Below are 22,521 nucleotides of genomic sequence, written 5' to 3' on the forward strand. Positions count from 1 at the left end.
AGGAGAATTAATGTCTTTATCAAAACAGTTGTATTTAATTATAATATTTATATTTTTTATAATATTTACAGGTAACTTTATTATTAGTGTTAAAAATACAAAAGAGTACCTAGAACTTGAATCCCAAACAAAAGCGCAAGATACTGCTACTTCTTTAGGAATGAGTTTAAGACCTTTAATTAAAGATAAGAATGATCCTGAAATAGAAACAATAATTAAAGCTATTTCAAATAGAGGTTTTTATAAAGAGATTAGGTTAGAAGATAGTGATTTTGTAATTACAGATGAAAGACTATTAAACGCAATTAAAAAAGACTATCCTAAAAATTGGAAGATAAAAAAAGTATCTGTACTTCCAAGATACGGGAAAATAGAAAAAGTAGAGTTAGATAGTGATATTAATAACAAGTTAATGCGTCTTGAAAATGAAGATTTAGATTTAGGCTTTGTTGAAGAAACAAGTAAAAATAAGTATAGATTTATTCCTAAAGAAGCCTTTTTAAATGGTGGCAAAATAGATTTTAAAATTCAAATTCAACAAAATGCAAAAGTTTTATTCAAAAAAGTTACTTTAGATATTGGCAAAGTTCTTGTAAGAGAAAAAAGAGATGTAAAATTTGATTATGTTCCTTCTTGGTTTGTAAATATGATTTCTTTTAATTTAGAAGAGAAGTCAAGTGAGATATCTGATGGCTGGAAAAAGTCAGCTATAATTTACGTAAGTCCTAATCCAGGTGAAGCGTATGCCAAACTTTATGAACAAGCTAAAAGTTCTATTACATATGCTGTTATTGCTTTTTTAATCTCTATGTTGATTTTATTCATATTTGTACAGTATCTTTTAAAACCTCTTAAAACAATAGAGTCTTTAGCTAAATCAATTGCAAAAGGTAAATTTGAAACAATAGATAAACTACCTTGGACAACAGAAATAAAGCATGTATCTATTGCTATGAATGATATGTCTTTAAAAATCAAATCTATAATTAGCAAATTGAATAAAAACCTTGAAACACTTTCAAAAAAGTTATCAAAAGATGAGTTAACAGGCTTACCTTTAAAAACAACTTTTGAAACAGATATGAAAGAGATGTTTATTCAAAAAAGAGAAGGTTATATATTAAAAGTAAAAATAAACTCTTTAGCTTCTTATGCAAAAACTCATACAAATAGTGAAATCAATAATCTTATTAAGGATTTTGCAAAAACACTAAAAAGTGTTGAGTCAGTAAGTGATAAATATATTAAATCTACAGCTTATAGATTTTTTGGTTCAGAGTTTATGGTGATTCTTCGAGATTGTAAATATGAAGGTGCTGTTGAGGTTTGTAAAGTATATAAAGGAAAATTTGAAGTTTTAAAAGAGAAATATGATTTGGAAGAGTTAGCTTATATAGGTGGAACTCCTTTTAATAAATATGGGACTACTCCTGAGATGTTAGAAGCAACTTCAGAAGCTTATGAAAAAGCAAAACTTATTGGACCTAATGAGTTCTTTTTAAGGGACAATAGTGATTTAACAAGAGATATGAAAGAGTGGAGAAATTTAGTCTTTGATATTGTTGATAATAAAACATTTGATGTTGATTATATAAATGATACTTACTCTTTAAGTGAAGAAAATAATACTCTTTTAATGCAAGAAGCATTTACAAGTGCAAAAGATAAAGATGGGAAAAATATTCCTATTGGTACTTTTGTTTCTATTGCAGAAAAGTATGAAAAAATTGTAGATTTTGATAAAGCAGTAATTCAAAAAGTTATACATTATATCTCTTTAAATAATGTAAAAAATGACATAATGATTAACTTATCTCTTAAGTCACTTTCAGATAATAACTTCTTATCATGGTTACTTGAACTAATAGAAAAAAACAAAGAAATTTCTTCAAAATTAGTATTTTCTGTAACTGCTTATGCAGTTGCAAAAGATGTTGAAAATTTCCATAGATTTTGTAAAAAGATTCATGATACAGGTTCTAAGATTATTGTAAAAAGATTTGAAAGTAAATTTATTCCACTTGATAACTTAAAAGATTTTAATTTAGACTATATTAGATTAGCAAGAGAATATACAACAAATATTAATTTAGATAGTTCAAAACAAAGCTTTGTTGAATCTATTCAAGAGTTAGCAACTTTACTAAATGTAAAAGTATATTGTGAAAATGTTCAAAATGATGAAGATTATAAATGTATTAAAAAATTAAAACTAAATGGGGCAAGTAGATAGTTTCTACTTGCTTTAATTATGCCATATCACAAGAATTACAAGTGCTGTGATATTGAAGTTCATCAACTGGACATATAACACAAGGATCTTGTGACTCTACTTTTTTCTTTGTAGTATGATTTGAGTGTCTTGTAGCCCAATAAGATACATTACATGCTGAATCAATAGCAAGTTTATTTGCAATTGGTGTAGTTGCATGAATATTTTTTGCTACACATCTTCTTACAGTGATAAAAGCATTGTCTGCAAGAGTATGAAGTGTATTTTCATCAGTGGCTGTTTTTGCTAATTTTATTAACTCTATTTCATTTAATCCAGTTAAGTTTTTCATGACTGTTAGTCCCTTTTTTTTATTATAGTATCATTTTTAATTACAATAATAATATTATCTATTAATCTATAATTTGTATATATATAAAAAATAATTTATGGAGTCGAAAAAAGTAATATGTTTTGAGATTATGGATTATTTCAATTAAAAAAAATAATTTTGTAATATTACTTAAAAAAATTTCTAATGTTACGAATTACTACAAAAATAACTATATAAAAATAAATAATTTATTATTTTATTGTAGTTTTTGTAATTTAAAATGGAACAATGTATTAAAAATAGATAGAATATTAATACTGTATTAATAATTGTAAATTATAATACTTTTTTTTAATAAAGGTAATAGATGTTTGAAAGTTTTTTAAGATTTTTTGTTAACAATGCTAGAATGAATTACACACTATTTGTATTAGTTTTTTTAGTTGGAATTTGGTCTTATAATAATACTGCAAAAGAGATTTTCCCAAGTTTTGAGCTGGAAATGGTTTCTATACAAGGTTCATATGCTGGTGCTTCTGTTGATATATTAGATAAAATGGCAGTAACAGAGATAGAAGATAATTTAAAAAATCTTGATAGCATTGATGTTATGACAACAGTTATTAGTCCTGGAGGCTTTACAATTATTGTTGAGTTAAAAAAAGGCAAAAACAAATATAATGAAGCTAACAAGATAAAAGATATTATAACTTTAGTAAAATCTGACTTGCCATCTGATATGGATGAACCTTCAGTTAATGTTTTAGATAGAACAAGAACACTTCTAGATATCTCACTTACTTCAAAACAATTAAAACTTGACGAACTTAAGCCCCTTGCTAGTGATTTAAAAAGTGATCTTCTAACAATAACAGGAATAAATGATGTAACAATCTATGGTGATTCTGATGAGTATTATGAGGTTTTAATTGATGATAAAAAAGTTGAAGCATTAGGAATAAATAAAAGTGAACTATTTAATGCAATCTCTACAATCTCATATATTTTCCCAGTTGGAAAGATAGAAGATAGTAGAAAACACTATTATATTTCAACATATAATGGCGAAAAAAATGCTAAAAACTTTGGAAAAACTCTTATTAAAATAGGAAATACAAATCTTTATTTATCAGATGTTGCTACTATCTCTAAAAAGTATGAGGATGCTTCTACTTTATACTCTTTCAATGGTAAAAATGCACTATCATTAAAAGTTGAACAAAATGATACGGCAGATGCTCTTAGGTTAACAGAAAATATTAAAGCAATGTTACCCACATTAAATGAACAAAACCCCAATGTTGATATTATAATTGCCGATGATAATAGTGAGCGAATCCGAGATAGGCTTAATATTGTAGTATCAAATATTTTACTTGGAATTATTCTTATTACTATTTTAGTAATGCTTTTAATCAACTTTAGAATGTCATTTATTATTGCAGTTGGTATTCCAACATCTTTTGTAATAGCAGCTGTTTATATGTATCTTTCAGGTTATACCATAAATATGATTTCTTTAGTTGGGGTTTTAATTGCAATTGGTATTGTAGTTGATGATGCTATTGTTGTAAGTGAAAATATTCAACAACATATAGAAGAAGGATATTCACCAAAAGAAGCTGCTGTAATGGGTGCAAAAGAGATGGTGAAACCTGTAACTGTTGCATCTATTACAACACTGTTTTCTTTTTTACCAATTTTGATGATTAGTGGAACTATGGGTGAAGTTATCAAGCTTATTCCTATTGCTTTATCAGCCTTAGTTGTAGCTTCTCTTATTGAGTCATTTATTTTTTTACCTATTCATGCAGCTCATATACTAAAAAATGGTTCAAAAGTTACATCATGGGAAAAAGCAAATAATATCTATAACTCTATTTTACACTTTTTTATGGATTATAAAAAAAGCTTTTTAACAATATTTGTAATATTAGTTCCTATCCTTACTGTTTTAGCTATCTCTACTTCAAAGTTTCAAATCTTTCCAAAGTTTGATGCAAGTGATGTGAAGATTACTATAAAAGCAAATGAAAATACAAAATTAGAAGATGCTTTTGCTATTGTTCAAAAAATAGAAGAGGATTTAATCTCAAAAGACGATGAGCTTTTTATTAGAAGTATAGATTCTGTTGCAGGTTTTAGAAGAGACACAGCTGGAAATACAGAAAGATTTCCTTATGTTATGTATATGACTTTAGAACTTCAAAAAAGAAAAGAAGCTAATTTTTTAGATAAGTATGTAACTCCATATTTGAGTTTTTATTATGATGATGAAGGGCGAACTAGAACATTAAGCTCAAGGGAAATTGCTAAGAAGTTAAAGAAGCATATAATCGATGCTAAGTATAAAGAAAAATTTAACTTAGAGGAAATAGCAGTTGCAGAAAGAAAAGTAGGTCCTGTAAAAGCTGATATACAAATAGGGCTTGTATCAAATGATAATCAAAAGATTGTATCTTCAATTGAGAAGTTAGAAAAAGCACTAAAAGAGTTAAATGGCGTGAAATCTGTAGCAAACTCATTGAAGTTTGGTATTGACGAAATAAAATTAAAAGTAAATAATTATGGTCAGCAATTAGGACTTGATGAGGCATATATAGGTTCTTATCTTTCAAATATGTATTTACTAAAGAAAAAAGGTGTTACCTTTGATGAGAATACAATGCTTGATATAAAAATCCAAAGTGTAAATAAAGATGATTATGAAGTATTTAAAACGACACAAATACCTCTTTCTGATGGAACTTTTGTAGCTTTAAATCAAGTGGCTGAGTTTAGAGTAATTAAAGGATTTGAGCAACTTATAAAAGATAATGCTTTAAAAAACTTTTATGTTTATGGACAAGTTGATCCTGATATATTAACTGCAGGTGAGGCAATAGAAAAAATAAAACCAGTCTTAGATGAAATAGAAAAAAGTGGTATTAAACTTGTATTTAAAGGTGAAGAAGAGAAGAAAAAAGATTTAAAAAATGACATGATTTTAGCAAGTGGTTTGGCTATTGTTTTAATTATGCTTGCAATGCTATATCTTTTTAACTCTTTTAGGGAAACCTTTATTTTAATGTCAGTTATTCCTTTTTCTATTTTAGGGGTTTTAATAGGTCATAAAGTAATGGGACTTAACCTTTCTATGCCATCTGTTATTGGTATGTTAGGGCTTGCTGGAGTTGTTATAAATGATGGAATTATTATGATGACTTATTTAAAAAAAGCAAAAACCTTACATGAAGTATTTATTAGGGCTACAAAAAGATTTAGACCTATTATTCTTACAACCATAACAACTTTAATAGGAATGAGTTCTTTAATTTTCTTCCCAACAGGACAAGCTGTTATTTTCCAGCCAATTGCTATTGGTCTTGGATTTGGTCTTTTATGGGGAACTGTATTAAATCTTATCTATCTTCCTGTAATTTATTCAATTTCGCATAAATTAAGAAAAGATAATTAAGACAAGATTTAAGAGAATACAAATATAATAAACTAAAATACTTTTATTCTCTTAAAGGAAAAAAAATGCAACTATCATCATCTTATGAAAAACATGTTGAAATAGTAAAAGAACTCAAAATGCATAGTGACTTTACTAATAGTAGAGCAGAATATAAAGATGATTTTGAAAAAATTTATAATGAAGCAAAAGAAGAAAAAGTAAATCTTTCAAATGCAAAAGAGTTTTTAAATTCATTAAGTGAAGATGAATTATCTACTATTCAACACTATGCTGGATTAGCTGATCCAATAAAGACTGGGAACTTATCAAATGAAGGTGCTTATAATTTATTAGTACATCATTATGAAAGGTTTGATTTCGATCAAAATGGTATGATAGATGTTGGTATAGGTAAAACAAGTAGTATGATTCCTGTAAATATGCCTGATGCTGAAAAGAAAGCTCTAGTTGCCTCTTTAAATGAGATGGATGAAAGTGAAAGATTTCAAGCAATGTTTTTAATAAGTTTACCTAATAAAGTTGCTATTAATGATAATGGGGAAATATCTCCTGTATATGATAATACAATAAAAGATTATGATGCTATTCTTGAAATGTTTGATAGAATAATAAATCCAGAACCAATGTCATATACTTCTTCTGAGTTAAAATCAGTTTTCTCAAAATTTAAAGAATTATTTGAGAAGCATTATGAAGAACAAAAAGACTTAAAAAACTCTTATCAAGCACAAACAACTACAAGTACTCAAGCAGTAAAAGCAAAACTTTCATAAATGTAATATCGATTAATTTAAATAGTGCTATAATTTTTCTTTTTAAGGAAATAGCACTATGGAATTTTTAGATGATATAACTACCACGTGGATTATAATTTTTATTTTAACAGGTTTTATAGCAGGATATATTGATGCAATTGCAGGTGGTGGTGGAATGATTCAAGTTCCAGTTTTACTATTAAGTGGTATTCCTCCTATTTATGTACTTGCTTGTAATAAAGTAGCTTCTGTATTAGGTGTTAGTACAGCTACTATTAAATACGCACTTAGTAAAAAAATATCATGGAAAGTTGTAGCAGTTGCAATTATTCCTTGTCTTATAGCTTCATATATTGGAAGTTCATTAGTTATGTATGTTCCTGATACTATTATTCAATGGGCTATTTTATTAGCAATTCCTGTAGCACTTTTTTTTATGTTAAAAAAGAGCAAAACAATAAAAGAAGAGAAAACACAAGTAAATAATAGAAATATAATACTTGCTACTGCTCCAATAGGTTTTTATGATGGATTACTTGGACCTGGAACAGGAACTTATCTTACTATCTCTATGAAAAAGTTTTTACATCTTGATTATTTAGTTTCTACTGCTTCTACAAAACCTTTAAATTTTGCTACAAATGTGGGTTCTGTATTTGCTTTTTTCTTTGCAGGTAAGATTCTTTGGTTAGTAGCTATTCCTATGGGATTAGCAAATGTTGCTGGTTCTTATGTTGGAAGTCACTATGCAATTAAAGGTGGAGAAGAGTTTATTAAAAAAGTACTAATAACTGTACTTATTTTTATGCTTTTAGCAAATGTGATTAAGATAGCAGTTTTTTAATCATTTTTATTTTTTAAAGCTTCATAGGCTACAAGAATTTTCTTTCTTTCTATTCCCCATCTATATCCAGTCATAGCACCACTTTTACCTAAAACTCTATGACAAGGAATTAAAAAACCAATAGGGTTTGAACCAATAGCACTAGCAACTGCTCTTACTGATTTTGGTTTATTAAGATATTTTGCAACATCAGAATATGTAGCAATAGAACCATCAGGAATATTGATTAAAGCTTTCCAAACATTGATTTGGAAGTTTGTACCTTTTACATAAAGGTTGAATTTTTTATCTTTTTTGATAAAAATACTATTTAAAACTTCATCTGCTTTTTTATTATCTTCTTTTAAATCTGCTTTTGCCCATACTTCTTTAAATCTTTTGTAAACAGATTCTTTTGAAGCTTCATCATAAAAACCTAAATAGCAAATTCCTCTTTTAGTAATTGCAACTAATGCATTTCCAAAGGGAGTATTTCCATATCCATAAGTTATTTGTACATTTTCACCTAGACTTTTGTACTCTTTTGGAGTTACTCCAATAATATTTACAAATAAATCATGAAGCCTACTAGAACTGGATAATCCAATATCTAAAGCACTATCTAAAATAGATTTTGATTCTTTTAAATGCTCTTTTGCATAGTTTAATGTTACAGATTGCAAAAATTGTATAGGAGTTACACCAACATACTCTTTAAATACTCTAATAAGATGATATTTACTCATACCAATATATTTTGCGATTGTGTCTATTGAGGGTTGGTCTTTGAAGTTCTCATCAATATATTTTATTACTTCTTCGATTTTTTTATAATTTTCATTTTTCTCTAAAAGTTTATCTTCCATAAAATACCTTGATGTGATATGTTAAAGTGGCATTATACCACTTTAACACTCAAAATATTAATAAGTTGATTGATTGTAAATAACAAAATTAGAAGCTAACTCTTTAAGCTCACCTTTAATTTGTTCTTGTAAATCTGTATTGTTAATATCATCTAAAATATCAGCAATTTTATTAGCAATGAATTCAAACTCTTTCTCTTTCATTCCTCTTGCAGTAAGTGCTGGTGATCCAATTCTTACACCACTTGTAACAAATGGGCTTCTTGTTTCTCCTGGTACTGTATTTTTATTTACAGTTATACCTGCATTTTGTAAAGCTGCATCTGCATCTTTACCAGAAAAATCTTTATTTAAAAATGATACTAATACTAAGTGATTATCTGTTCCACCAGAAACAATATCATATCCTCTTGCTACTAATACTTCACCAAGTTTTTTAGCATTTGCTTTTACTTGTTTTGCATAATCTTTCCAAGAAGGATCTAAAATCTCTTTAAATGCAACTGCTTTTGCAGCTATTACATGAACTAACGGTCCACCTTGTAAACCTGGGAAAATAGCAGAATTAATTTTCTTAGCAATATCTTCATCATTTGATAAAATGATACCACCTCTTGGTCCTCTTAAAGTCTTATGAGTAGTTGATGTAACTACATCTGCATAAGGGAATGGACTCATATGCTCACCTGCAGCAACTAAACCTGCAATATGTGCAATATCAGCAAAAAGATAAGCTCCTACTTCATCAGCTATTTCTCTAAATCTTTTGAAGTCAATCTCTCTTGCATAAGCTGAAGCACCACATACAATGATTTTTGGTTGAACAATTTTAGCAATATCTAAAACTCTATCATAGTTGATTCTTCCATCTAATTCTACACCATAATAAAATGCTTGATAGTTCTTTCCAGAGAAACTAGGCTTTGAACCATGAGTTAAATGTCCACCATGAGATAAATCCATACCTAAGATTTTATCACCAGCTTTTAATAATGCTGCATATACAGCACCATTAGCTTGGCTCCCTGAATGTGGTTGAACATTTGCATAAGAACATCCAAAGATTTCACAAGCTCTGTCAATAGCTAATTGCTCAGCTTTGTCAGCAAACTCACATCCACCATAATATCTTTTATATGGATAACCCTCTGCATATTTGTTTGTAAATACAGAACCCATTGTTTCCATTACTGCTGGTGATGTAAAGTTTTCACTTGCAATCATCTCTAAGTGTGTTGTTTGTCTTTCTAATTCTGCTTCTACTATATCAAAAATCTCTTTATCTGCTTGTTCTAATCTTGCTTCTGTTATGTAGCTCATAGTATTACCTTTTAAAAATTTTTAAAAAGTATATCAAAAAGGAAAATTTATAACAATCCAGATATTGCTAAAAATAGTTTTTGTTATATAAATAAGAAAAACATTGCATCAATTGCAAGTTTTTTAGGCTCTTCACCTAGTGCAAAGAGTGTATTCTCAACATTATAAATCATCTGTGTTAATAATACTTCAAAAGTAAAGTTAGAACGGCTTAATAAAGACTCTTTCCCTGTTTTTATATAACTAAGATTTTTAATATCCTCATAAGTGATTTCTTCATCATTATTAAGTTTCCTTTCTAATTCTATTTGCCAATTATTTTGCCACGTTAGAAATAAATAGTCATTGTTTAAATCTTTATCAACTTTTAGTTTCCATTTTAATATTTGAAGATTTTTATGTAGTTTATGAAGTTTCTCTTTTTCGTATGCTAAAGCAACGATTTTATGTCCACCTTCAATGTCGTAAGCATCATATAAAGAGTAATATAAACCTAAAATCAAGTAATCATTCCTATACTTTATAGTATCTTTACTAAAGGCTAATTGTAAGTAGTCTTTGTAGTTATCAAGTGTTTGATTATTATATTTTAGAAGGAGTGTTTTTTCCGATGACTCAATTAGATCATAAATCTTTTTTTCTAAAGATTTATCAAATCCTCTAGGATTTCTTAAATCAAGTTTCTTTTTAAATGAGATTAAAAGTTTTTGATTCTTTTTATAGTCTCTTTTAATTATATTTGCAGAGTCAGATTGAAATACATTTTTTACATCATCTTGTTTAGGCATACAACCTGTAAACAAAAACCCTAAAAATACAACTAATAAAAAACTTTTAAAACTCATTTATCTCCTTTAAAAGGCTATTATGAAATAGCCTTTAATTCATTTTCAATTTTCTCTAGTTTTGTTTTGGCATCTTCTAATGCTTGTTTATTTTCAGCAACAACTGCTTCTGGTGCATTTGCTACAAATCTTTCATTTGAAAGCATTCCATTCAGTTTTGCAACTTCTTTTTCTACTTTCTCTTTTTGTTTAGTTAGTTTATCAATGATTGGACTCATATCAATTTCGCTAGTTGGTAAGTAAACTTCTAAATTATCAGATACATCTGTAATAGAGTTTTCAACTTTTGCTTCAACAAACTCAATATCTTCAACTTTTGCAAGTTTTTCAATAAATGGTTTTGCTAATTGTGTATCAATTTTAGTATCTAATTTGATATATGCCTTAGCAATTTTTGAGTTACCCATATCAATAATAACTTTTGCACGTCTAAGTGCTGTAATCGCTTCTTCAATAATTGCAAACATTGCTTCAGTCTCTTTATCTTGTGCAATCTCTTTAGGGAATGAAGTAATCATTAATGAAGACGCACCATCTTCTAAAGATGTTCCTGATAATTTGTGATATAAGTAATCAGAAATAAATGGCATAAATGGAGATACTAATTTAAGTGTCTCTTTGAAAATAGCGCCAAGCTCAGAAATAGACTCTTTACTAGCTTTAGAGTACTCAATACCCCAATCACAGAATTCTGTCCATACAAATTTATATAAAATAGATGCTGCTTCATTGAATTTAAATGCTTCAAGTGCTTCTCTTACATCTTCAACTGCATGAGAAAGTCTTGATTGCATATATTTACCTAGTGCTGTTTTAATCTCAATATCTTTTAAATCTTCAAATGTATCTACATTTAAAGTTAAGAAATTAGCTGCATTATAAAGTTTATTTGTAAAGTTTCTAAACTGTTCTAAGTTTTTAGCTCCAAGTTTAATATCTCTTCCTTGAATTGCTAGATATGCAAGTGTAAATCTAATAATATCAGCAGAATGTTCTTCAACCATATCAAGTGGGTCGATTACATTTCCTTTTGATTTAGACATTTTTGCACCATGTTCATCTCTTACAAGTGCATGCATATAGATATCTTTAAATGGTAATTCTCCTTGGAAGTGATCACCCATCATCATCATTCTAGCAACCCAGAAGAACATAATATCAAAACCTGTGATTAATAAAGAGTTTGGATAGAAGTCTTTCATATCTTGCTCTAAATTATAAAGCTCAGGAAGTTTTCCATTATTTCCCCAACCTAATGGTGACATAGCCCATAATGCAGAAGAGAACCAAGTATCTAATACATCTGGGTCTTGAGTATAGTGTTTATTTCCACATTTTGGACAAGCTTCAGGCTCATCTAGCTTATCTGCCCATTGGTGATTACAAGATTCGCAAGTAAATACTGGAATTCTATGTCCCCACCAAAGTTGTCTTGAAATACACCAAGGTCTTAATTCATCCATCCATGCTGTATATGAGTTAATCCAGTGAGCAGGGTGGAAGTTATTATGTGCTTTAGTTTTTTCAATTGAAGATTTTGCTACTTTTTCACTTAGGAACCATTGTTGAGAAATAAATGGTTCCACAATATTTTTACATCTATAACAGTGACCTACTTGGTGAGTATGTTCATCTATTTTTACGATATAACCTTCATCTTGAAGTTTTTTAACAATAGGTTCTCTAGCTTCTAGTCTTTCAAGTCCTGCAAATTCTCCACAGTACTCGTTTAAAATACCTTTTTCATCAAATACTTTAATAAACTCTAAATCATGTTTTTTACCAACTTCGTAGTCATTTTGATCATGTGCAGGAGTTACTTTTACAACACCTGTTCCAAATTCCATATCAACATGAGAATCAGTAATAACTTTGATTTTTCTGTCAGTTAAAGGAAGTAGTACTTCTTTCCCTACAATATTAGTATATCTTTCATCATCAGGGTGAACCATAATAGCAGTATCCCCAAAATAAGTTTCAGGTCTAGTAGTTGCAACTTGTACTTCACCACTTCCATCAGCAAACTTATAAATCATATGATAAAACTTACCATTTACTTCTTCATGTTCAACTTCAATATCTGATAATGCACCATCATGCGTACACCAGTTTACCATGTAGTTGTTTTGAGTGATAAATCCATCATTGTAAAGACTTACAAAAGCTTCTTTAACTGCTTCTTTTAGCCCTTCATCCATAGTGAATCTTTCCCTTGACCATGCAGGAGTAACACCAAGTTTTCTCATTTGGTGAACAATATTTCCACCTGAATTTTCTTTTTGTTGCCAAGCTCTTTCAAGAAACTTTTCTCTACCAATTTCTTCTTTTGTTGTACCTTCAGCTAAAAGTTGTTTTTCAACAACATTTTGTGTTGCGATACCAGCGTGGTCTGTTCCAGGTTGCCATAAAGTTTTATACCCATCCATTCTTTTATATCTAGTAATAATATCTTGCAGTGTAAATGTAAGGGCATGTCCAATATGTAAGCTACCAGTTACATTTGGAGGAGGCATCATAATTGAAAAGTTTTTTCCCTCTTTTTGGATATCTTTGTTTCCGTCAATTTCAAAATAACCTCTATCTTCACAGATTTTGTAATAGTTATCTTCTACTTTTGATGGTTCGTATTTTCCGCTCATTTATGTTCCTATTTGATTATTATGATTTTGTTTAATAAAAATATCCGCGATTATATCTAAAAAAGATTTTATTTAAGGTAATACTAAAAGTAGCTTTTTATTTTGTTATCTTGTTGTGCAAGCTTTGTTACACTTAAACTTGAAATGTTTTCTTCCATATTTAGATTATCAAGTAAGTAGTTTAATTTTAAAATATTTGTTTTAATTCCGTGAAGATAGTTTTTAAGACTTTTAATATGTGTTTTATCACCATCTTTTGAGTTAGTAAGTTCATTTATTGTTAGTTGTTCTCTTACTTTTTCTTCTTTTAAAACTTTTTCTATTTTTTTAATATAGTTATTTGAGTTAGGAGAGTTTTTTAGCATCATATATACCTTAAAATTTCAATGGCTTATATGATAACTAAAAAAAGTCACATCTGTGTCACGCGTTTAAGGTAACTATCAATCTTCCGGTGACTCTTTTTTTATTAATCCAGCTTCTTTTAAAAAAGGAGAGTGCACAAAATCTAATTTTTTGATTTTATCATATTTAGCAAAACTAAGATAAAGTACATCTTTTGCTCTTGTTACAGCAACATAGAAAAGTCTTCTTTCTTCTTCTAAACTTCCACCTTTACTCATAAGTTTTCTATTTGGGAATCTTCCATCCATAAGGTCAATCACAAAAACTTCTTTAAACTCTAAGCCTTTACTTGCGTGAACAGAAAGAAGATTTACTCCTTCTCCTTCACTCATCTCTCCACCACCTAGAATCATTGAGTTTACAAACTTTGAAAGGTCTTGAAAGTTTCTAGCTAGATTTTTTAGAAGCATTACTTTTCTATTGATTTTAGCATGGGCTTTTGTTTTTTGTACCATATTAACAGTACCATCTTTTTGTGTAGCTCTTTTTGTAGCTAATGTCTCTTTTAATCTTGAGTACATCATAGATGAAGTCACAGAAGAAACAAGTGATTCTGGAACTTTAGTTCTTCTAATCATTTTTACAAGTAAATAAAAATCATAAAGATATTTTGCTCCATCAACTGATAGTTTAGGGTGTTTTAAAATAGCATTAGATAAAAAGGCTTCTTCAAAGCCACAATCTTTAAATTTAGAAACACTTCCTAATTCAATAAAATCATCAAATAGACCTAATTGTATATTTTTAACTCTATTTGATTGATATGGATTTTTTATGCTTGAATCAGGTGTAAATAAACCTTTAAACACATCTCCATTACCTAGTTTTACTAAGGCATCAAAAATATCTTTAGCAATAGCTTTTCCAATACCTTTTCCATGTTCAAGTACGTGAATAAATGCCATCATATCATTGTGAGACAGTTGCATAACTAAAATATCAAGAACAAATTTTATCTCAACAGAGTCAAAAAATGACATTCCACCTTTTCTTTTTGCTGGAATTCCATACTCCCTTAAGTTTGCTTCAATTCCATCTGCACTTGAGTTGTTTCTAAAGATAATGGCTATATCACTGTGAGGTGTCGAACTTTGAGAAATCTTTTCAGATATGTGATGATATTGAGAAAATAGTTCAGTAAATTCTAACAGCTTTGGGGGAATAGAAATATCAGTTCTCATAACTTGAAGCTGCTTCTCATAGATTCTTTCATTATGTTCAATAACCTTTGTAGCAAGGTCTAAAATAGGTCTGCTTGAACGATAATTTTTTCTTAGTGTATAAACATTTGAACCTTTGTATCTTGTATCAAAAGTTGAGATAATTCCTATATCTGAACCATTAAAAGCATAAATACTTTGGTCATAATCACCTACACAAAATAGTGATTTAGGTTTAAAAGCATCAAGAAGTCTTCCTTGTAAAGGATTTGTATCTTGATATTCATCAACTAAAATCTCTTTAAAATCAAACTCTTCTTCTTTTAAAGTGTCAAGCATAATAGTAAGTAGGTCATCAAAATTTGCATAACCATATTTTGTTTTTAGCTCATTGAATTCTAGTACAACATCATCATAAATAGGAGTATAAATCTCATGATCAGGATTTTTATTTTTTATCCATTCTTCAAACCCTTCTCCCTCATTTGAGTTAAGATATAGTGAATACATATCATAAAGATATCCACCATCATATGGGTTTACTCCATCTTCTCTTTCATAAAAAACTCTTTTTTCATATAAAGACCTAAAAAGTGTTTTTAGCTCATTTGGTTGTTTTAGGGTAATATTTTTATTTAGTTTTTTTAAAAGTTTATATGAAACAGAGTGAAAGGTTCCTGCCATGATTTTTGCAGCCATATCTTTTCCAAAAAATTTGGCAACCCTAGCTACCATTTCAGCAGCAGCTTTATTTGTAAAAGTTAATAGTAAAATTTCTTCAGGTTGTACACCATTGTTAATAAGATTTGCAATTCTTCCAACAATAGTTGATGTTTTCCCTGTTCCTGCACTAGCAATGATAAGGTTAAAACCTTTTTCACAAGTTGCAGCTTCGAGTTGTTCTTTATTTAAATTTGATAGAGGCATTTATTTAATATTCTTTAGTAGTATTTTCATTTGGCGAATATTAGCATAATGATTCTTATTTTTAAGGGCAAAAAAAAAGCTCCTAAGGAAAGGAGCTTTTTTACACACAAGGAAATAAGTTTTTTAGAAAACTTAAAAAAAATTCGCAATTTAAGTTAAGAAGCTTCGCGTTTCTTCTTAATCCATATGAAAATTATAATAGATGAGTATTAACTAAAGTCAAATAAAAAGTTAATGGTTGGTTAATATGAGAAATTTTGATTAATTTATACAAAAATTACTAAAATTGATTTTAGAAATACCTTCAAATAGAAAACAAGTACAATTATGCTATTATCACGCTTATGAATAAAGAAGATTTTTTTATAAAACAATTTGTTAATAATACAAAACTTATTGGTGATGATGGTGCAGTAATAGGTAAATGGGTTTATAGCAATGATGCATTTTTTGAGAATGTTCACTTTAAAAAAGAGTGGATGAGTTTAGAACAAATTGCTCAAAAAGCAATGTTAGTAAATATCTCAGATGCAATTGCAATGAATGCTAAACCAAAATATGCACTGTTAACTGTAGCAATTCCCAAAGAATACAATACAAAAGATTTAAAAGAATTAGCAAAAGGCTTTAAAAAAGTTGCAAAAGAGTTTGATATAGAAATTATTGGTGGAGATACAATCTCAAATACTAAGCTAGATATTTCAATAACAATTATTTCTAAAACAAAAAAACCAATTTTAAGAAGTGGAATAAAAAAAGATGATTTACTTTGTTATACAGGTACATTAGGCTCATCTAAAAGAGATTTAGAAAAGCTATTAAATGGCAAAAAAGTATCAAAGAAATCAAAATTTATAAAACCAAGACTTAATGCAGAGTTTTTTTATAAAGTTGCAAAATATATAAATGCCTCTATGGATATTTCTGATGGATTATTTTTTGAACTTGAAAGAATGTCGAAACTTAGTTGTGTAGGATTTGAGTTTTTTGAAAAAATTGATAAAGATATAGGTTGTTCAGGGGAAGAGTATGAATTACTTTTCTCTTTTGATAAAAAATATAAAGAAAAAATAGAGAAATTAGCAAAAAAATATGATGTGCCATTAAATATATTTGCCAAAGCAGTTAAGGGTAAATATAAATGTGAGTGTGCAAATCATCATTTTGAAGATTAAAATAATATTGAACATATAAAAGGATAATTATTGCAAGAGTTACAAAGGTATTTAAACCATTCAAAAATAGATGTTGTATTTAAACAAAACAAAGATGATTTTGTAGTAACAGAAATACCTCTTTATGAATTTAGTGGAGAAGGTGAACACTTAATTATAAAGTTTAGAAAAAAAGATTTAACAACATGGGATGCAGTTAGAATATTTTCAGAGCATTTAGGATGTAAAGGAAGAGATATAGGTTATGCAGGATTAAAAGATAAAAATGCAATGACAGTACAACATATTTCTATACCAAAGCAGTATGAAGAGAAGTTAAATGATTTTAACCATGAACAGATAAAAGTATTAGAAGTAACAAAACATAATAATAAAATAAGAGTAGGGCACTTAAAGGGAAATAAATTCTTTATTAGATTAAAAAGAGTAAATCTAGTTGATGCTAAAAAGATAGAACAAGCAGTTCAAAGTATTGCAACTTTTGGTATGCCAAACTATTTTGGATTTCAAAGATTTGGAATAGAAGGTGATAACTATAAAAAAGGTGAAGCAATAGTAAAAGGTGAATTAAGAGAAAAAAATAGAAAACTAAAACAGATGTTTATAAACTCTTATCAAAGTTATCTTTTCAATAATTGGCTTTCAAAAAGAATAGAAGTTTCAAAACTTGTTGATTTATTTAAACCTGAAGAGATTTATGAAAAACTTGAATTACCATTAGATGTAGTTAAAGAGATGAAAAAACAAGAACATCCTTTCAAGCTTATTCCTGGTGACTTAATGAGTCATTATCCTTATGGAAAAATTTTCCATGTGGAAAACTTAAGTGAAGAGGCTGAAAAGTTCTTTGCAAGAGATAGAGTTGCTACTGGTCTTCTTTGTGGAAAAAGAGTTAAAAAAGCAGATGGTTTAGCACTAAATATTGAAAAAGATTTTGATGTTGAAATCAAAGAAGATGGAGCTAGAAGATTTGCTTGGATTTTTCCTGAAGAGATTGAAACAAACTTCAAAGAAGAGAAAAATTGGATGGAGTTACAATTTTCACTTCCTAAAGGTTCTTATGCAACTGAATTTATTGCTGAGGTAATTCATTAAAATATCTTTTTTATAATTATAAATAATTAATCAGTCATAATATTATTAAGGTAAAATAAGATACACTTTTCTTACTTTTGATAAAGGGTTATATTATGACATACGAGGATCTTATTAAAGACTTATGTGATGTGATTAAAGAGTCAGAGAATAATGCTGTTTCTATTTATGAAAATTTAGAAAATGTTGACAGTATTATTTCTGATCTTGATCTTCCAGTACATAAAACTAAAAAACTTCAAAAACTGATTTCTAATTCTTTTGGTTTATTACAACACCAAGACTTACATAGACAAAAAATAGAAAGAGTTGTAAATCACGTTTGTGAAACAAACAATATTGACTCAAGCGAGTATAATATTGCTTCTTCTGCTAAACATATATCAGGAGATGAAACATCAGATACAGTTTCTGATGATGAGCTAGAAGCATTAATTAAAAGTATGCAAACAGCTAATTAAAATAAAAAGGTTTTTAAACCTTTTTATTTATTCTTACATGCCTCTTTTTTCAGACTATTCAGTGTTCCAAATATTCTTAAAGATTCTACTTCCACAGCCTTAGCTTTTTCATTTAAAACTTCATTTTCTGCTTTAGCTGCATTTGCATCTACCAACTCTTGAAGTTTACCTTTTAAGCTTACGTTTAATTTTTCAAGATCTTCAATAGCTGCGTAATCACAACTTGGATTAATCTCTAAGTACTCTTTAATCCAATCAGAAACTGCATAACAACTAGAAGTAGTCCATTTTTCATATGTTCCAAGTTTTGAGTAAACATCATCTTTTAGACCTAATACATTTACTTTAAGATTAGCAGTATCATAAACTAAGTCAACATTACAAACTTCTTCTCTAGCTTCTTGTAAGAAACTAGCTCTTGAAGCTGCTGTTACTAAAGAGTTCGACATATTTGCAATATCATTTGACATTTTAGAAATTTGCTCTGCAACTTGTGCATTTTCTTGTGTTGCTCTATCTAATAAGTTAACGGCATCATTAATTTGTATTATTCCTCTTTCTTGCTCTTTAGAAGCATTTGCAACTTGTTCAATTTTTTCAATAGTTAAATTAATATTTTGATTTAACTCTTCATAACCAGAAATCATATTATCAGAGATTTGTTTTCCAGTATTAGTTTTCTCAGTTGCTTTTTCAACAAGTTCTTTAATCTCTTTTGCTGCTTCAGCTGATCTACTTGCTAAATTTCTTACTTCCCCTGCAACAACTGCAAAACCTTTACCTGCTTCACCAGCTGTTGCTGCTTCAACTGCTGCATTAAGTGATAAAATATTTGTTTGAAAAGCAATTTGATCAATAACTTCAATAGCTTCATTAATAGAACTAACTTGTGAATTAATATCATCCATAGCAACGGCAGTTTCATTTGCAAGATTGTGACCATTTTGAGCTGATTTTGTTACATATCCTGCTAATGAAGTCATCTCATTTGAAGCTTCTGTATTACCTTTAATATTAGCAGTAATCTCTTCTAGTGCAGCTGCTGTTTCTTCTAAAGAAGCTGCTTGTTGATTTGATGATGTAGAAAGTTTATTTGATGCAGTTGATAAAGTACGAGTACTCTCTTTTAGTGAATCACCTGTATTCATAATCATTGCTAAGATCTCTGATGTATTATTTCCTACAAGTTTAATTCCAGCTGCAAGTGAACCTAAATCCCCATAAATCCCCTTATCATCAATTTTATAATCAAATTTAGATTCTGAATAATTTTTTAGTGTGTCATTGATTTTATTAAGAGTCTCTTTTGTATGGTTAATCATTGCATTTAGTTTATTTTTTAAATCTTCTACATATGGATTAGACGCAGTAGAATTTACTTGATATACAAAGAAACCATTTCCTGTTTTTTCTAAAATATCATTTGCTTCTTCAATAACTTTTTCATCTTGTTTTAGACCCGCTCGTACTTTATCCATATAAGAATTAAATAGTTGTGCTACTTCACCTATTTCATCTTTTGATTCAACGTCAAGTTTAATACTAGGGTCATTTGATTTTAATAAATTTTCAAAACCACTTTTAAGTGTTCCAATAGGTTTTGTTGCTCTTTTTACAATAATAAAAATTAGACCAATAGTAATCCAACCAAATACAGTTGAAACTGTAAGAATTTCAATAACTAATTGACCAATCTCTTCGTCAGCTTCTGAAAGAGAGAAAGTAAGGTCCATAATACCAATTACATCTCCTTCTTTTTGATTTGCGTGACACATTAAACATTCTTGTGATGCAATCATAGGTTTGATCATTCTTAAAGCATGACCATCTTTATCGTTATTAGTTTCTAAAAGTTGATTTTCTTTTGTTTTAAATGATTTTAAAATATCAGGGTCAGTTGTGAATTTTGCACCTGGGTCATACATATCAATCAAAGGTTGACTTTTTGCAATTACAAGTTCTTTTACACCATGAATAGTTCTAGCTTCATCTTCTGCTTTTTTGATTTGTGCAGGATCCCCTGTATTCATTGCATTTCTTAGACTTTGGAACATTGCTGTATTTAGCATATCTAGATTCTTTTTTGTATTAGCAATAGAATCTTCTCTTACTTGTTCTGTAGTCATGTATGTTACAATTAAACTCGAGAGAGACATCAAAATAAATAGAGAAACTATTATTTTGTTACTTATTTTTTTTGTAATTAATTCAATCATCAAAATAACCTTGATATTAAGCTTCGATATTATATAATGAAAATTATTTATTGTATATAAAAAGTAATAGAAAATTTTAAAATTTGAAAGAAAAAGATGATTGTAGGCATTGAAGGAAGCATTGAAAAAAAGGAACCTACCCACTTACATCTTAATGTAAATGGTCTAATTTATGAGGTTTTTGTCTCAATAAATTGTAGCTCAAAAGTAACAGACAAGCGTGTTAAGCTTCATACAACTCATATTATCAGAGAAGATTCTCAAGCACTTTATGGCTTTTTAGACCCCAATGAAAAAAAATTATTTGATACAGTTATTAAAATAAATGGAGTAGGTCCAAAAGTAGCACTTGCAATTTGTTCTACTTTTACGCCAAGTTCATTTGCACAAATTGTTAGTGAAAATGATGTATCTATGTTAAAAAGAGTTCCAGGGATTGGTCCAAAAGGTGCAAGTAGAATTTTAGTTGAGTTATCTGGGTTTATTGTGGATGATGAAGATGAAGGTTCAACTGGTGGTTCAAATGCAACACTTGAAGCTGCCCTTGCTTTAGAGTCTTTAGGCTTTAAAAAAGATGTTGTATCAAAAGCACTTAAAGCTTGCACAGGTACAAATACAAGTGATTTAGTAAAACAAGCACTTAAGCAATTACAAAAATAAAATATAATAGTAAAAGCAACTCGTTGCTTTCTTTAGAGTTTTGATACTTTTAAGGATTTTTTATAAATCCTGTTAAAAAGTAGTTATTATGAAATGGGTCCCTTTTAAATGGGACATTTAAAAGGAGATAGATTGAAGTTAGGAATAGTTTTTGGTGGTAAATCATATGAGCATGAAATATCTATTGTTTCTGCTATTGCTATGAAAGATGTTTTAAAAGAAGAGTTAGTTTATATTTTTTGTGATTCAAATAGAGAATTTTATCATATTCCAACAGATAAAATAAAATCAAAACTATTTAGTAGTGGTGAATATAAAAAGTGTGACGTTTTAAACTTTTCAAAAGATGGTTTCACAAAAAAAGCAATGTTTAGTTCAAAACCTTTTGAGGTTGATGTTGTTTTAAATATTACTCATGGTGCAGATGGTGAAGATGGACTTTTAGCTTCTTTATTTGAGTATGCAAATATTTCTTATATAGGTCCTAGAAAAGGTGCTTGTAGTGTAAGTTTTAATAAGTTTTTAACAAAAGGTTATGCTCAAGGCGTAGGTGTGAAAGTTATTGATTATAAATATTACACAAAAAATGAAAAAGTAGAAGTTCACTCTTTCCCTGTTATTATCAAACCAGTTAGTTTAGGAAGTTCTATTGGAGTATCAATTGTAAAATCAAAAGAAGAGTTAGATTATGCTCTTGATGTAGCTTTTGAGTTTGATGAAGCAGTTATTGTAGAACCATTTGTAGCAGGAATCAAAGAGTATAATTTAGCGGGTGCAAAAATAAATGGTGAATTTATATTCTCTATGATTGAAGAACCTCAAAAAGCTGAGTTTTTAGATTTTGATAAAAAGTATTTAGATTTTGCAAGAACTTCTGCTGCATTGGAAGCTGATATTTCTGAAGAACTTAAAGACAGAATCAAAGAGTCTTTTAAAGCTATATACAACAATACTTTTGATGGTTCACTTATTAGATGTGACTTTTTTGTTCAAGAAGATGAAGTATATTTAAATGAAATAAATCCTATTCCTGGTTCTATGGCAAATTACTTATTTAAAGACTTTAATAATGTATTAACAACACTAGCTAAATCTTTACCAAAACAAAAAGATATTAAAATAACATATGAATATGTAAATAAAATACAAGCATCAAAAGGTAAATAAA

17 protein-coding genes are annotated in these 22,521 nt (G+C 28.6%); 9 read left to right on the forward strand and 8 right to left on the reverse strand.

All coding sequences use genetic code 11. The annotated features are described in order from the left end of the window. Positions 1 to 10: 10 nt before the first annotated feature. A complete protein-coding gene (locus CRV01_RS04205; RefSeq protein WP_129006992.1) occupies positions 11 to 2,233 on the forward strand; it encodes an EAL domain-containing protein in 2,223 nt (740 codons plus the stop codon). Between the two features lie 16 nt (positions 2,234 to 2,249). Here the strand turns inward: CRV01_RS04205 and CRV01_RS04210 are convergent, their stop codons facing one another. Then, on the reverse strand, positions 2,250 to 2,564 hold the full coding sequence (locus tag CRV01_RS04210) for a hypothetical protein (protein ID WP_129006993.1): 315 nt from the start codon (positions 2,562 to 2,564) through the stop codon (positions 2,250 to 2,252). Between the two features lie 349 nt (positions 2,565 to 2,913). On the opposite strand from CRV01_RS04210, the gene CRV01_RS04215 reads away from it, so the two are divergent. The 3 genes from CRV01_RS04215 (at position 2,914) to CRV01_RS04225 (ending at position 7,605) form a co-directional block, all read left to right on the forward strand. Further along, positions 2,914 to 6,003: an efflux RND transporter permease subunit gene (locus CRV01_RS04215; RefSeq protein WP_129006994.1), complete on the forward strand. Its 3,090-nt coding sequence runs from the start codon at positions 2,914 to 2,916 to the stop codon at positions 6,001 to 6,003. A gap of 65 nt (positions 6,004 to 6,068) precedes the next feature. Beyond that, the gene (locus CRV01_RS04220) at positions 6,069 to 6,779 is read left to right on the forward strand and encodes a hypothetical protein (protein WP_129006995.1); all 711 of its coding nucleotides are present in this window, start codon (positions 6,069 to 6,071) and stop codon (positions 6,777 to 6,779) included. 58 nt (positions 6,780 to 6,837) lie between these two features. Continuing rightward, positions 6,838 to 7,605, forward strand: a complete 768-nt coding sequence (locus CRV01_RS04225) for a TSUP family transporter (RefSeq protein WP_129006996.1) — start codon at positions 6,838 to 6,840, stop codon at positions 7,603 to 7,605. Here CRV01_RS04225 and CRV01_RS04230 read toward each other — a convergent pair. The 6 genes from CRV01_RS04230 to CRV01_RS04255 all read right to left on the reverse strand — a co-directional run bounded on the left by CRV01_RS04230 (position 7,602) and on the right by CRV01_RS04255 (position 15,746). Next, a complete protein-coding gene (locus tag CRV01_RS04230) occupies positions 7,602 to 8,450 on the reverse strand; it encodes a methylated-DNA--[protein]-cysteine S-methyltransferase (protein ID WP_129006997.1) in 849 nt (282 codons plus the stop codon). The genes CRV01_RS04225 and CRV01_RS04230 overlap by 4 nt on opposite strands. A 57-nt stretch (positions 8,451 to 8,507) precedes the next feature. Next, positions 8,508 to 9,770, reverse strand: coding sequence for a serine hydroxymethyltransferase (locus tag CRV01_RS04235; protein WP_129006998.1), 1,263 nt, complete (start codon positions 9,768 to 9,770; stop codon positions 8,508 to 8,510). An 83-nt stretch (positions 9,771 to 9,853) separates the two neighbouring features. Further along, positions 9,854 to 10,615, reverse strand: a complete 762-nt coding sequence (locus CRV01_RS04240; RefSeq protein ID WP_129006999.1) for a hypothetical protein — start codon at positions 10,613 to 10,615, stop codon at positions 9,854 to 9,856. A 20-nt stretch (positions 10,616 to 10,635) separates the two neighbouring features. Next, entirely contained in the window at positions 10,636 to 13,254 is a 2,619-nt protein-coding gene (locus CRV01_RS04245; protein ID WP_129007000.1) for a valine--tRNA ligase, read from the reverse strand. An 83-nt stretch (positions 13,255 to 13,337) separates the two neighbouring features. Then, positions 13,338 to 13,619, reverse strand: coding sequence for a hypothetical protein (locus CRV01_RS04250; RefSeq protein WP_129007001.1), 282 nt, complete (start codon positions 13,617 to 13,619; stop codon positions 13,338 to 13,340). Positions 13,620 to 13,697: 78 nt separating this feature from the next. Continuing rightward, positions 13,698 to 15,746, reverse strand: coding sequence for an ATP-dependent helicase (locus tag CRV01_RS04255; RefSeq protein WP_129007002.1), 2,049 nt, complete (start codon positions 15,744 to 15,746; stop codon positions 13,698 to 13,700). A gap of 344 nt (positions 15,747 to 16,090) precedes the next feature. Between CRV01_RS04255 and CRV01_RS04260 the strand changes: the two genes are divergently transcribed. The 3 genes from CRV01_RS04260 to CRV01_RS04270 all read left to right on the forward strand — a co-directional run bounded on the left by CRV01_RS04260 (position 16,091) and on the right by CRV01_RS04270 (position 18,477). Beyond that, on the forward strand, positions 16,091 to 16,921 hold the full coding sequence (locus tag CRV01_RS04260) for a thiamine-phosphate kinase (RefSeq protein ID WP_129007003.1): 831 nt from the start codon (positions 16,091 to 16,093) through the stop codon (positions 16,919 to 16,921). A 30-nt stretch (positions 16,922 to 16,951) separates the two neighbouring features. After that, positions 16,952 to 18,016 (forward strand): tRNA pseudouridine(13) synthase TruD, encoded by a 1,065-nt coding sequence (gene truD, locus CRV01_RS04265; protein ID WP_129007004.1) that lies wholly within the window; start codon positions 16,952 to 16,954, stop codon positions 18,014 to 18,016. 95 nt (positions 18,017 to 18,111) lie between these two features. Then, complete coding sequence (locus tag CRV01_RS04270; protein WP_129007005.1) at positions 18,112 to 18,477, forward strand: hypothetical protein; 366 nt, start codon at positions 18,112 to 18,114, stop codon at positions 18,475 to 18,477. A 23-nt stretch (positions 18,478 to 18,500) separates the two neighbouring features. Here the strand turns inward: CRV01_RS04270 and CRV01_RS04275 are convergent, their stop codons facing one another. Further along, on the reverse strand, positions 18,501 to 20,693 hold the full coding sequence (locus tag CRV01_RS04275; RefSeq protein WP_129007006.1) for a methyl-accepting chemotaxis protein: 2,193 nt from the start codon (positions 20,691 to 20,693) through the stop codon (positions 18,501 to 18,503). Positions 20,694 to 20,789: 96 nt separating this feature from the next. On the opposite strand from CRV01_RS04275, the gene ruvA reads away from it, so the two are divergent. Both ruvA and CRV01_RS04285 read left to right on the forward strand, forming a co-directional pair. Continuing rightward, positions 20,790 to 21,353, forward strand: a complete 564-nt coding sequence (gene ruvA / locus CRV01_RS04280) for a Holliday junction branch migration protein RuvA (RefSeq protein WP_129007007.1) — start codon at positions 20,790 to 20,792, stop codon at positions 21,351 to 21,353. A gap of 132 nt (positions 21,354 to 21,485) precedes the next feature. Beyond that, entirely contained in the window at positions 21,486 to 22,520 is a 1,035-nt protein-coding gene (locus CRV01_RS04285) for a D-alanine--D-alanine ligase (RefSeq protein WP_129007008.1), read from the forward strand. Position 22,521 lies beyond the last annotated feature (1 nt).

The organism is Arcobacter sp. CECT 8983 (assembly GCF_004118855.1).
GTDB lineage: Bacteria > Campylobacterota > Campylobacteria > Campylobacterales > Arcobacteraceae > Halarcobacter.

What these genes read in the sequence shown, in the direction of transcription:
- CRV01_RS04205 (WP_129006992.1), top strand. Translation starts at nt 11, where the DNA reads ATGTCTTTATCAAAACAGTTGTATTTAATTATAATATTTATATTTTTT.
- CRV01_RS04210 (WP_129006993.1), bottom strand. Translation starts at nt 2,564, where the DNA reads ATGAAAAACTTAACTGGATTAAATGAAATAGAGTTAATAAAATTAGCA.
- CRV01_RS04215 (WP_129006994.1), top strand. Translation starts at nt 2,914, where the DNA reads ATGTTTGAAAGTTTTTTAAGATTTTTTGTTAACAATGCTAGAATGAAT.
- CRV01_RS04220 (WP_129006995.1), top strand. Translation starts at nt 6,069, where the DNA reads ATGCAACTATCATCATCTTATGAAAAACATGTTGAAATAGTAAAAGAA.
- CRV01_RS04225 (WP_129006996.1), top strand. Translation starts at nt 6,838, where the DNA reads ATGGAATTTTTAGATGATATAACTACCACGTGGATTATAATTTTTATT.
- CRV01_RS04230 (WP_129006997.1), bottom strand. Translation starts at nt 8,450, where the DNA reads ATGGAAGATAAACTTTTAGAGAAAAATGAAAATTATAAAAAAATCGAA.
- CRV01_RS04235 (WP_129006998.1), bottom strand. Translation starts at nt 9,770, where the DNA reads ATGAGCTACATAACAGAAGCAAGATTAGAACAAGCAGATAAAGAGATT.
- CRV01_RS04240 (WP_129006999.1), bottom strand. Translation starts at nt 10,615, where the DNA reads ATGAGTTTTAAAAGTTTTTTATTAGTTGTATTTTTAGGGTTTTTGTTT.
- CRV01_RS04245 (WP_129007000.1), bottom strand. Translation starts at nt 13,254, where the DNA reads ATGAGCGGAAAATACGAACCATCAAAAGTAGAAGATAACTATTACAAA.
- CRV01_RS04250 (WP_129007001.1), bottom strand. Translation starts at nt 13,619, where the DNA reads ATGCTAAAAAACTCTCCTAACTCAAATAACTATATTAAAAAAATAGAA.
- CRV01_RS04255 (WP_129007002.1), bottom strand. Translation starts at nt 15,746, where the DNA reads ATGCCTCTATCAAATTTAAATAAAGAACAACTCGAAGCTGCAACTTGT.
- CRV01_RS04260 (WP_129007003.1), top strand. Translation starts at nt 16,091, where the DNA reads ATGAATAAAGAAGATTTTTTTATAAAACAATTTGTTAATAATACAAAA.
- CRV01_RS04270 (WP_129007005.1), top strand. Translation starts at nt 18,112, where the DNA reads ATGACATACGAGGATCTTATTAAAGACTTATGTGATGTGATTAAAGAG.
- CRV01_RS04275 (WP_129007006.1), bottom strand. Translation starts at nt 20,693, where the DNA reads ATGATTGAATTAATTACAAAAAAAATAAGTAACAAAATAATAGTTTCT.
- ruvA (WP_129007007.1), top strand. Translation starts at nt 20,790, where the DNA reads ATGATTGTAGGCATTGAAGGAAGCATTGAAAAAAAGGAACCTACCCAC.